We start from the raw sequence: 11094 nt of genomic DNA on the forward strand, positions 1-11094 counted from the left end.
CACAGCGCTCCCTCCGGGGCGGCAAGACACCAGTTTACGGGCACCGGCTCAGGATCCGAGCGTCACCGTCCACAAGATGACCGCTCCGGCGTGTCTCGCAAGTGCCGCCGGCCACACGGTCGGCCTGGGTGGTGGCACCTCCGGGCCGGGCAGATCGGACAGACCGCACCCCGGATTCGGCTGGTCGCGGCCAGGGGCCAGGCACGTCGCGGGGAGCACCTGCAACTACGGGGTGCTCCTACACCGCCAACAGCGAATGGACACTGAGTTCGCCGAGTCGCGCGCGGGCATCGAGGGCGGTGATTTCGAGGAGGACGGAGGCGCCCACCACGACGCCACCAGCAGCGCGGATCAGCTGGCCGGCCGCCTCCACCGTGCCACCGGTCGCGAGCACGTCGTCGATGAGGAGAACCCGCTCGCCCTGCGTGAATGCGTCCTGGTGCACCTCGAGCGTCTCTTCACCGTATTCGAGGTCGTACGCCTGCGTATGGGTGGCAGCGGGAAGTTTGCCCAGTTTGCGGACCGGGACGAAGCCGACGTCCAGGGCCAGCGCGACCGGCGCGGCCAGGATGAAACCGCGTGCCTCGATGCCCACCACCTTGTCGACCCGGGGCTGGTGGTTCCGCCACGGTGCGCAGAGCGCCTCGATGACCTGGGCGAAGGCGGTGGCGTCGGCGAGGAGTGGCGTGATGTCCTTGAAGAGGATGCCTGGCTGGGGATAGTCGGGGATGTCGCGAATGTGGTGGCGGACGAGGTCTCCGATGGTGTGGAGGTCATTCATCGGCCTCGTCCCTTCGATCGTCGGGCCGACCGGCTGCGTCGTTGTGGCTGGGCTCGACCGGCCGCGACCGCCACCGAACCTCTCGCCTGCGTCGGCTGGGTCAGTTGGGCGGCCACGAGTGGCGAAGACCCCGTCGGGTCACCGTCGCCTGCCGTGGTGACCACGACCGGCGCGCCCAGCTGCTTCCCACCCGGCCGGCGACGCTGCTCAGCACGCCTCGAGAGTGCGCGCATCGCGGGTTCCCGCTCCTTCAGGTCACACAGCAAAGGCGTCGCGATGAAGATCGAGGAGTACGTGCCGGCCGCGATGCCGATGAAGAGGGCCAGGGCAAGGTCCTTCAGCGTGCCTGCCCCCAGCAGCCCGGCGCCGACGAACAGGATGCCGGCGACCGGGAGCAGCGCGATGACCGACGTGTTGATCGAACGCACCAACGTCTGGTTGACGGCGAGGTTCGCCGCCTCGCTGTAGGTCGACCGGGCTGACGCGACGAGGCCGCGGGTGTTCTCACGTACCTTGTCGAACACGACCACGGTGTCGTAGAGGGAGTAGCCGAGGATCGTCAGGAGGCCGATCACGGTCGCTGGTGTCACGTCGAAACCGACCAGAGCGTAGATGCCGACGGTGATCACCACGTCGTGCAGCAGCGCGACGAGCCCCGAGATCGACATCCGCCACTCGCGGAAGTAGCCCCAGATCACCACCATCACGAGGCAGAGGAAGACCGCAAGGCTGATGAGCGCCTTGTCGGTGATCTGCCCGCCCCATGTGGGACCGATGCTGGAGTACGCCACGTCGGCGGCCGGAACGTCGAGGGACTCGCCGATCGCCTTGCGTACCGTCGAGATGTCGGCGTTGGTCAGCGGCGGGGTCTCGACGCGGATCTGCCTGTCGCCGACAGCGGTGATGATCGGTTCCGAGGCGCCGGTGACCTCCACATCCGCGACGGCCTCACGCACGGGAGCGATGGCGACCCCTGCCGATCCGGAGGAGACCGGCGCCTGGAAGTCGACGCCACCCCGGAACTCGATCGAGAAGTTCAGCCCGCGGAGCAGGACCGCGCCGATGGCGAGCAGGGTGAGTACGACCGATATGAGGTACCACCACCGCCGGCGCCCGATGAAGCCGATCGAGACCTCACCGGTGTAGAGGCGGTGGCCGAGCGTTCCTAGGCGCGACATGTCACGCCTCCTTCGGCACGACGCGTCTGGAGGCACCGGCGCGGTACCTGCCCGCCGAGACTCCGAGGTGCGCCGGATCGAGCCCGGACCACCGATGACCTTCTCCGAAGAACCGGGTCCGGGCCAGGAGTGTGAGTAACGGCTTGGTGAAGGCGAAGACCACCACCAGGTCGACCAACGTGGTGAGGCCCAGGGCATAGGCGAAGCCCCGGACGTTGCCGATCGACAGCGTGTACAGGACGATCGCCGCCAGCAGGGACACCGAGTCCGCCGCCAGGATCGTCCGGCGGGCGCGCAGCCATCCGGCCTCGACCGCGGTGCGCAGGCTCCTACCGTCGCGAACCTCGTCGCGGAGGCGTTCGAAGAACACCACGAACGAGTCCGCCGTGATGCCGATCGCCACGATCAGGCCCGCGATGCCGGCCAGGGTGAGAGTGAAGCCCTGGCCGGACCCGAGCAGAACGACGGCGATGTAGGTCATCCCGCCCGCGACGGCAAGGGACAGGACGACAACCAGTCCGAGACCGCGGTAGTAGAAGAACGAGTACAACACCACCAGGCCGAGCCCGATCAACCCGGCGATCAGACCACCGACGAGCTGGTCGCTCCCAAGAGTCGGCGACACCGCGGAGACCTGGCTGGTCTCGAACGACAGTGGCAGGGCGCCGTACTTGAGGACGTTGGCGAGATCGGTGGCCTCCTGCTGGCTGAAGCTACCGGTGATGCTGGCCTGGCCATCGGTGATCGGCTGGACGATCCGGGGGTATGACACGACTTTCCCGTCGAGGACGATCGCGAACTGGTTCAGCGGCTCGGTGAGGTTGACCATCTGGCTGCTGGCCTGGGCGAACTTCTTCGGACCGTCGCCCTTGAGCTTCAGCCCGACCTCCCAGGTGGGCTGGGACTGCGGGAGCTGGGCCGTCGCGTCAGCGATCTCCGTGCCAAGCACCAGGGCCGGTCCGAGGACGAACTTCGCCCGATCCTCCCGGTCGCAGGCGAGCAGCGGAGTCCCGGGGTTGTCCTTGGCCGGTTTGTAGTCCTCGCAGTGGAACGCCAGGAGGGCGGACTGCTGCTCGGAGGTGGGACCGGTCGTGGACACCTGGGTCTCGTTCGTGCCCGGCGGTGCCGGTGCCGGCGTCGTGGGCTCATCCGGCTCAGCCGGATCGGTCGGCGTCACCGTCGGACTGGGCGTCGGCTTCAGGATCGGGGCGATTCGCGGCGCTGCCCGGCTGCGGTTGGCCCCCGAAGGGCTGGGTGTCGGCGTGGCACCTACCGTGGCCGAGGCGGACGGGCTGGGCGAGGCGGACGGGCTGGGTGACGCCCTCGGTTCCGGCGCCTCCACGCCCGCCGCCTGGACGGCGAGGACCTGGCGGAAGCGCAGCTCGGCTGTCGATCCCACCAAGGCGACGATCTCGTCCTGCCCTACGCCGGGGACCTCGACGATGATGTGGTCACTGCCTTGGGTGGTGACCTCCGCCTCGGCGATGGCACCGACGCGGTTGCGAATGATGTCGACGGCCTCGTTCAGCTTCTCCGGCGTCACCGAGCCCTGGCCCGCGGTCGGCCGCGCCGTCAACGTGATCGAGGTGCCGCCACGCAGGTCAAGTCCGAGCCGGGGCGTCCACACCCCGAGCAGCGCCATCGTCGCGACACCCACGACCAGGGCGAGTGTCACGACACCGACCGCTCGCCACGGGTGCGGCCTCCTGGTTGCCACCTCGGCTCCCCGTCCCCCGAGACCTCAGGACTCCTTGATCGGCCCCTCTGGCGTCGACGAGCTTCCACTCCCCTTGGCGGGGTCCTCCGACGTCGACTCCGCATCGGCGGTGGAGTCGCCGTCGGTGGGCGAATCCATGATCCGGACGATCGCCTGCCGGACGTGACGGGCGTAGACACCGGGTGCGATCTCGAGGACCACGGCGTCGGCTTCGACCGAGTGGACGGTCGCGAGCAGCCCAGCGCCGGTCATCACCTGCTGCCCGGGCTGGACCTTCTGCTGCATCTCGGCGGTCTCGCGCTGGCGCTTGCGTTGTGGCCTGATCGCGACGACCCAGAACAACACCAGCAACAACACCGGAAGCAGCAGTGCCCAGACGTTGGCGCCGCCGGCGGCGGAACTGAGGAGCATGAGGTCGTTCCTTCCCTGGCACCCTCACGCAGGGCACCTCTCGTGGGTGTGACCACGGCCGTGGCCCCACGGCCATCGGCGGAGTCTAGACGACCGAACGCGGCTCTATGTCGAGTCGTCGCCCGGGTCGTCGTCGAACAGGCTCGGCGTCTGTCCGAACGCCGAGTCAGCCGGCACCGCGAGGCCGATCTGGCGCCACGCCGCGGGAGTTGCCACCCGGCCGCGTTGGGTGCGGGCAAGATAGCCGTTGCGGACGAGGAACGGCTCGGCGACCTCCTCGACCGTCTCACGCTCCTCACCGACCGCGACCGCAAGGGTCGACAGGCCCACCGGCCCGCCGCCGAACCGTCGGCACAGGGCGTCGAGGACGGCCCGGTCGAGCCGGTCCAGTCCGTCCTCGTCCACTTCGTACAGCGTGAGGGCGGTCCGGGCGACGTCGTGGCGGACGACACCGTCCGCACGGACCTGGGCGTAGTCACGGACCCGGCGGAGCAGCCGGTTGGCGATCCGGGGCGTGCCCCGGGACCGGCTGGCGATCTCGTGCGCGCCGTCGTCGGCGACGGGGACGTCGAGCAGCTGCGCGGACCGGGTGACGATCTCCTCCAGCTCGGCCACTTCGTAGTAGTCCAGGTGCCCGGTGAAGCCGAACCGGTCGCGCAGTGGACCGGGTAGCAGACCCGACCGGGTGGTGGCACCCACCAGCGTGAACGGCGGGATCTCCAGCGGGATCGCGGTCGCGCCAGGTCCCTTGCCGACCACGACGTCAACCCGGAAGTCCTCCATCGCCATGTAGAGCATCTCCTCGGCGGGACGGCTCATCCGGTGGATCTCGTCGAGGAACAGCACCTCGCCCTCGGCAAGGGAGGACAGGATGGCGGCGAGGTCGCCGGCGTGCTGGATCGCGGGCCCGCTGGTGATCCGGAGCGGCGCGCTGAGCTCGGCCGCGATGATCATCGCCAAGGTCGTCTTCCCCAGCCCTGGTGGGCCCGAGAGCAGCACGTGGTCCGGTGGCCGGCCGCGACTGCGTGCGGCTTCCAACACCAGCCCCAGCTGGTCCTTGACCCGGGACTGCCCGATCAGCTCCTCGAGCGTGCGCGGCCGGAGCGCGGCTTCGACCGTCGTCTCGTCGACGCGGGCGTCCGCTTCGACGAGAGAGCGCCCACCTGGACGCTCGCCGCCCACGTGATCGCCGTTGTCGGCGTACGAGGTCATCGATCAGCTCCCCGGCAGAGGCTTTTCCCACGGCATGTCATGCCCGGGAGAGCGTACGAAGGGCGGCGCGGAGCAGGCTCGCCACCTCCGGCGCCGCGCCTGTCTCGGCCTGTTCCTGCGCCAGGGGTTCCACCGCGTCGAGTGCGGTCTCTGCCTCCCGCGTCGACCAGCCAAGGCCGAGCAGTGCACCGCGTACCTGGACCCGCCATGCGGCGGTGCCGCCGGCGGCGGTCGGCACGGGAGTTCCGTTCGCCGCGACACCCGTACCGGCAGTGGGTGCGCCGAGACGGTCCTTGAGCTCCAACACGATGCGCTGGGCCCCCTTCTTGCCGATCCCGGGAACCTTGGTCAGCGCCACCAGATCCTCGCGGGCGACCGCGCGACGCAGGTCGTCGGGCCGGTGCACGGCGAGCATGGCCTGCGCGAGCCTTGGCCCCACACCGCTGGCGGTCTGCAGGAGCTCGAAGACCATGCGTTCGTCGTCGTCGGCGAAGCCGTAGAGCGTGAGCGACTCCTCCCGGACGACCAGACTGGTCGGGACGCTCGCGGTCGCGTCCACCCGCAGGTCGGCCAGCGTGCCCGGTGTCGCACGGATCTCTATCCCGATGCCGCCGACATCGACGACGGCGGAGTCGAGTCCGACAGATGCGACCTTGCCTCGTACGAATGCGATCATCGAGGACCCTTCCGGTGCGGCTCGCCGGCACCTTCGGCGGACTGTGTGGGCTGAACGGTCTTCGTGGACACGGCAGCGGCAGTGTGCCAGCGGGCGCCGACAGCCTCCCGCGCGGCGACGACCGGCGGGCGGCCACGACCCACCGGGCCGCGGCGGTTCTGGCTCCGCCCCGCCGCGGCCTGCCGGGCGGCCTCGATCCGGGCGGCGGCAGGGCCACGCCACAGGTGGCAGATCGCGAGCGCCAGGGCATCGGCCGCGTCGGCCGGGCGGGGCTTGGCGGGAAGGGACAGGATCCGGGTCACCATGTGGGTTACCTGTTCCTTACCGGCGCGGCCGTTGCCGGTGACCGCCGCCTTCACCTCGCTGGGCGTGTGGAGGGCCACCGGGATGCCACGTCGCGCCGCCGCGGTCAGGATGACGCCACTCACCTGGGCAGTGCCCATCACCGTGCGGACGTTGTGCTGGCTGAAGACCCGTTCGAGCGCCACGGCATCGGGTGTGTGCTCGTCGAGCCAGCTGGCGACCACGCGCTCGACCTCGAGCAGCCGGCCGCCCAGGGCGAGGTCGGGATGGGTCCGCACGACATCGACCGCCAGCAGGCCCAGCCGGCGTGGGTGCTCGCTCTCCACCAGTCCGAGGCCGCAGCGGGTGAGGCCGGGATCGATTCCGAGCACGCGCACTGGTCCTGGACCCTCCGCCTCACCTGCCGCCGAACGTCTGTTCGGGAGGCTATCGGGCCCGCGGCCACGAGGACGTGGCGACGCGCCGGCCGGCCCCGGATCCGCGGGCGACGCCGGCGGGCCCCGGATCCGCGGGTGACGCCGGCAGGCTCAGGATCCGCGGGTGACGCCGGCGGGCTCAGGATCGGCGGGTGGCGCCGGCGGGCTCAGCCAGGCCAGTCGAGCCGGGGCAGCGGCCCCTGTTCCAACGGCCACCACTGGATGAGTTCGGTACTGGCAACCGTGGCGAGGACCAGAGCCAAGACCGCGAGCACCGCCCCGGCCACGACGGAAACCCAGCGGCGACGGAGTACGGCGGAGAGGATCCGCTGGCTCCCATGCTGGACGCCCTCACCTTCGACACCCCACCAGGCCAGCGCCGCGACGACGAGCCCGATGCCACCGGCCACCAGGTCCCAGCGGGGCGTGATCGCACCCGCGTAGAAGAACAGGACCACGACGCCGACGAGGATGCCCGCACCGGTGACGGCAATCGGCAGGGTCAGCGCAGTGACCAGAACCGAACGCACGAAGTGCCACGGAAGCGCGGCGCCGACCGCCACCGAGTCGAGTCCGCGACGCCCCCTGGTCGAGCGCCGCCGCCGGAGGAAGCGGGCCGACCGGTCGACCGTACGGCTGACCACCAGCCAGCCGGTCAACGCCCCGGCCGCAATGAGTGGCACGACGGCGGCCAGGGTCGCGAGGACGGCGAACGCGAGCGTGGTCACGACCCGGTGGGGTCTGACCGGCCCGTGATAGACCGGCCAGGAGGGTTCGGGGGTGCGTTCCTCGGTGTCGGCGGCCTCGCCGTCGTCGGTGTACGGCTCTGCCGAGTCGGCGCCGGAGTCGTACCTGTCGTCGTACCCGTCGTATCCGTCGGCGTGGTCATCGCCCGCGGGCGCGTACCTGTCGTCGGTGTAGGCGTCGAGCGGAGGGGCTTCGGACGCGGCGCCGGTCATGGGTGTGGTCGATCCGTTGCCCAGGTGCGTGTCGGGGATGCCTGAAGCCGGTGCCTGCGACAGAGCGACGGTCCGGTCCGGCGGCGGCTCGCCGGTCTCGAGCCAGCGCAGGAGTGTCGGTGCGCTGGGACGCTCGGCAGGGTCCTTGGCGAAACAGAGTTCGAGAACCGGAAACAGCCAGTCTGGGCAGCCGTCGAGGTCCGGACCTTCGTGCAGGACTCGATAGGCCACCGCCTCCAGTGGCCCCTTGCCGAACGGTGAGCGTCCAGTCGCGGCGTAGGCCACGGTCGCGGCCCAGGAGTGGATGTCCGCGGCCGCCGTGATCTCGGAACCGTGCAGGATCTCCGGCGCGACATAGCCGGGGGTTCCGTAGACCAGACCAGGCACGGTCATGCGGGTGTCGTCGGCGATCTGCGCGATGCCGAAGTCGATGACGACCGCGATTCCGTCATCGAGGAGGACGTTGCCGGGCTTGAGGTCCCGGTGGACGACATCGGCGCCGTGGATCGAGCAGAGCGCGTCGGCGAGGTCACCGGCGAGGTCGGCGAGGTCGGCTCCGTCGAGCGGTCCGTCCCGCTCCACCACCTCGTGCAGGGGTGGTCCGGCGACGAAGTCGGTGACGAGGTACGGCGTGGCAGCCGCGACGTCGGCGTCGAGGACCTGGGCGACGTGGCGGCCCCGGACGCGTGCGAGCACCTGCGCCTCGCGGGCGAACCGCGCCCGCGACTCGCTGTCGCCGGCAACGTGCGGGCGGAGCAGCTTGATCGCGACGACCCGCCCGTCGGTGTCGGTGGCGCGATGGACGACGCCCATCCCGCCCTCGCCGATCCGTTCACGCAGCAGGTAGCCGTCGAGCCGCGTGAACTCGACAGTGGACGCGTCGTCGGTCAGGTCCCGCTGCACGCAAACACGGTAACCGGCCCGCGACGGCTATGTCCGGCGCACGCCACGCCACGCTGATGGCGAGTCGCCAATGCCCGAGTCCGGCGAACCACGCGAACCCGTCGCTAGCCGACCTTCTCCATGATGTCGTCGGACACGTCGAAGTTGGCGTAGACGTTCTGCACGTCGTCGCAGTCCTCGAGCGCCTCGACGAGCCGGAACACCTTGGGCGCGGTGTCCTCGTCGAGCGGAACGGTCACACTCGGGACAAAGCTCGCTTCGGCGGATTCGTAGTCGATACCGGCGTCCTGCAGGGCCGTGCGGACCGCCACCAGGTCCGACGGCTCGGAGATCACCTCGAACGCCTCGCCGAGGTCGTTGACCTCCTCGGCACCGGCGTCGAGCACGGCGAGGAGTACGTCGTCCTCGGTGAGCGCCTTGCCGTCCTGTTCACGCGGGAGGACGATGACGCCGCGCCGGCTGAACATGTACGACACACTGCCCGCGTCGGCCATCGAGCCGCCGTTGCGCGTGGTGGCGGTGCGGACCTCGCCCGCCGCCCGGTTGCGGTTGTCGGTGAGGCACTCGATCAGGATGGCGACGCCGGCGGGTCCGTACCCTTCGTACATGATCGTCTGATAGTCGGCACCGCCGCCCTCCAGACCCGAGCCACGCTTGACCGCACGGTCGATGTTGTCGTTGGGGACCGAGGACTTCTTGGCCTTCTGGATGGCGTCGAAGAGGGTCGGGTTGCCGGCCGGATCGCCGCCGCCGACCCTCGCTGCGACCTCGACGTTCTTGATCAGCTTCGCGAAGAGCTTGCCCCGCTTGGCGTCGATCACGGCCTTCTTGTGCTTCGTGGTTGCCCACTTGGAATGACCGGACATGGCGGGTAGGCCTCCTTCACGCCGAAGACGCGGTGGTCAGCTCGACAAAGTATCGGTGGACGCGGTCGTCGCCGGTCAGCTCCGGATGGAAGGCCGTCGCGAGCAGGTGACCCTGGCGGACCGCGACGATCCTACCCAGGGCGGGGCCGGAGGCGACCCGGGCGAGTACCTGGCAGCTCGGGCCGACGCTCTCGACCCAGGGCGCGCGGATGAACACGGCATGGAACGCACCGTCCAGATCTGCGAACTCCACGTCCGCCTCGAACGAGTCGACCTGCCGGCCGAAGGCGTTCCTTCGTACGGTCATGTCGATCCCGCCGACGGTCTCCTGGCCGGGCGCGCCGTCGCGGATCCGGTCGGCGAGCAGGATCATGCCCGCGCAGGTGCCGAAGACCGGCATGCCCGCAGCGATCCGCTTGCGCAGCGGCTCCAGCAGCTCGAACGTCGCCGCCAGCTTGATCATCGTGGTCGACTCGCCGCCCGGGATGACGAGCCCGTCCACGGCCAGGAGCTCCTGGGGACGGCGTACGTCGACGGTCTCCGCGCCGTGCGCCGAGAGGATCCGATGGTGCTCGCGGACATCGCCCTGGAGGGCGAAGACGCCGATGACCGGTGTGCTGACCACTCGTCAACCCTACGGGGCGGAGGTCACCAGCCCCGGGTCGCGAGGCGGGCGCTCTCGGGCAGTTCCGCGACGTTGATGCCCACCATCGCCTCGCCGAGGCCCCGGGACACCTTGGCGATCACGTCGGGGTCGTCGTAGAAGGTCGTCGCCTGCACGATGGCCGCGGCGCGCTTGGCCGGGTCACCGGACTTGAAGATTCCGGAGCCGACGAAGACACCCTCGGCGCCGAGCTGGCGCATCATCGCCGCGTCGGCCGGCGTGGCGATCCCGCCCGCGGTGAAGAGGACGACCGGCAGCTTGCCGAGGCCAGCTACCTCCTTGACCAGTTCGTACGGTGCCCGCAGGTCCTTCGCCGCGGCGAAGAGCTCCTCCTCGCCGAGGGTCGTGAGCCGGCGGATCTCGCCGCGGATCTGGCGCATGTGCCGGGTGGCCTCGACCACGTTGCCGGTGCCGGCCTCACCCTTGGAGCGGATCATCGCCGCGCCTTCGGACAGCCGCCGCAACGCCTCGCCAAGGTTGGTGGCGCCGCAGACGAACGGCACGGTGAACGCCCACTTGTCGATGTGGTGCGTCTCGTCGGCCGGGGTGAGCACCTCGGACTCGTCGATGTAGTCGACGCCGATCGCCTGGAGCAACTGGGCCTCGACGAAATGCCCGATCCGTGCCTTGGCCATGACCGGGATGGAAACGGCGCTCACGATCCCGTCGATCATGTCGGGGTCGCTCATCCGGGCCACGCCCCCCTGTGCGCGGATGTCGGCCGGTACGCGTTCGAGGGCCATGACGGCCACCGCCCCTGCGTCTTCGGCGATCTTGGCCTGCTCGGGGGTGACGACGTCCATGATCACGCCGCCCTTGAGCATCTCCGCCATGCCACGTTTGACCCGGGCCGTTCCGGTGACCGGACCGTGGCCGTTGCCGGCGGGTGCGCCGGGGCCTGTGGCGTCGCTGGTCGTCGGGGTGGGCGGGGGGAACTGGGATTCGGTCACGGTCTACCTCGAAGCTGGAAAGCGGTACGAACGGCACCCCCATCGTAGAGCCCCGACT

11 protein-coding genes are annotated in these 11094 nt (G+C 70.1%); all 11 read right to left on the reverse strand.

Features of this window, described 5'->3' with window-relative positions; genetic code table 11:
* Positions 1 to 238 precede the first annotated feature (238 nt).
* Positions 239 to 781, reverse strand: coding sequence for an adenine phosphoribosyltransferase (locus ABN034_RS00455; RefSeq protein ID WP_349688972.1), 543 nt, complete (start codon positions 779 to 781; stop codon positions 239 to 241).
* Positions 778 to 1959, reverse strand: coding sequence for a protein translocase subunit SecF (gene secF, locus ABN034_RS00460; RefSeq protein ID WP_349688973.1), 1182 nt, complete (start codon positions 1957 to 1959; stop codon positions 778 to 780). The genes ABN034_RS00455 and secF overlap by 4 nt, the downstream gene beginning before the upstream one ends.
* A gap of 1 nt (position 1960) precedes the next feature.
* Positions 1961 to 3676 (reverse strand): protein translocase subunit SecD, encoded by a 1716-nt coding sequence (gene secD / locus ABN034_RS00465; RefSeq protein ID WP_349688974.1) that lies wholly within the window; start codon positions 3674 to 3676, stop codon positions 1961 to 1963.
* Between the two features lie 24 nt (positions 3677 to 3700).
* Positions 3701 to 4087 (reverse strand): preprotein translocase subunit YajC, encoded by a 387-nt coding sequence (gene yajC / locus ABN034_RS00470; RefSeq protein WP_349688975.1) that lies wholly within the window; start codon positions 4085 to 4087, stop codon positions 3701 to 3703.
* Positions 4088 to 4192: 105 nt separating this feature from the next.
* On the reverse strand, positions 4193 to 5299 hold the full coding sequence (gene ruvB, locus ABN034_RS00475) for a Holliday junction branch migration DNA helicase RuvB (RefSeq protein ID WP_349688976.1): 1107 nt from the start codon (positions 5297 to 5299) through the stop codon (positions 4193 to 4195).
* A gap of 37 nt (positions 5300 to 5336) precedes the next feature.
* A complete protein-coding gene (ruvA, locus tag ABN034_RS00480; protein WP_349688977.1) occupies positions 5337 to 5975 on the reverse strand; it encodes a Holliday junction branch migration protein RuvA in 639 nt (212 codons plus the stop codon).
* Positions 5972 to 6649 carry a crossover junction endodeoxyribonuclease RuvC gene (gene ruvC, locus ABN034_RS00485; RefSeq protein ID WP_502878945.1) on the reverse strand — a complete coding sequence of 226 codons (678 nt, stop codon included), beginning with the start codon at positions 6647 to 6649 and terminating at the stop codon, positions 5972 to 5974. The genes ruvA and ruvC overlap by 4 nt, the downstream gene beginning before the upstream one ends.
* Positions 6650 to 6861: 212 nt before the next feature.
* Positions 6862 to 8556, reverse strand: a complete 1695-nt coding sequence (locus tag ABN034_RS00490; protein WP_349688979.1) for a serine/threonine-protein kinase — start codon at positions 8554 to 8556, stop codon at positions 6862 to 6864.
* Positions 8557 to 8660: 104 nt separating this feature from the next.
* Positions 8661 to 9422, reverse strand: a complete 762-nt coding sequence (locus ABN034_RS00495) for a YebC/PmpR family DNA-binding transcriptional regulator (protein ID WP_349330646.1) — start codon at positions 9420 to 9422, stop codon at positions 8661 to 8663.
* Between the two features lie 16 nt (positions 9423 to 9438).
* Positions 9439 to 10047: a pyridoxal 5'-phosphate synthase glutaminase subunit PdxT gene (gene pdxT / locus ABN034_RS00500; RefSeq protein WP_349688980.1), complete on the reverse strand. Its 609-nt coding sequence runs from the start codon at positions 10045 to 10047 to the stop codon at positions 9439 to 9441.
* Positions 10048 to 10070: 23 nt separating this feature from the next.
* Positions 10071 to 11036, reverse strand: coding sequence for a pyridoxal 5'-phosphate synthase lyase subunit PdxS (gene pdxS, locus ABN034_RS00505; RefSeq protein WP_349688981.1), 966 nt, complete (start codon positions 11034 to 11036; stop codon positions 10071 to 10073).
* Positions 11037 to 11094 lie beyond the last annotated feature (58 nt).

Source organism: Actinopolymorpha sp. B11F2 (assembly GCF_040195635.1).
Lineage (GTDB): Bacteria > Actinomycetota > Actinomycetes > Propionibacteriales > Actinopolymorphaceae > Thermasporomyces.

What these genes read in the sequence shown, in the direction of transcription:
- ruvA (WP_349688977.1), bottom strand. Translation starts at nt 5,975, where the DNA reads ATGATCGCATTCGTACGAGGCAAGGTCGCATCTGTCGGACTCGACTCC.
- ABN034_RS00495 (WP_349330646.1), bottom strand. Translation starts at nt 9,422, where the DNA reads ATGTCCGGTCATTCCAAGTGGGCAACCACGAAGCACAAGAAGGCCGTG.
- yajC (WP_349688975.1), bottom strand. Translation starts at nt 4,087, where the DNA reads ATGCTCCTCAGTTCCGCCGCCGGCGGCGCCAACGTCTGGGCACTGCTG.
- secF (WP_349688973.1), bottom strand. Translation starts at nt 1,959, where the DNA reads ATGTCGCGCCTAGGAACGCTCGGCCACCGCCTCTACACCGGTGAGGTC.
- ABN034_RS00455 (WP_349688972.1), bottom strand. Translation starts at nt 781, where the DNA reads ATGAATGACCTCCACACCATCGGAGACCTCGTCCGCCACCACATTCGC.
- ruvB (WP_349688976.1), bottom strand. Translation starts at nt 5,299, where the DNA reads ATGACCTCGTACGCCGACAACGGCGATCACGTGGGCGGCGAGCGTCCA.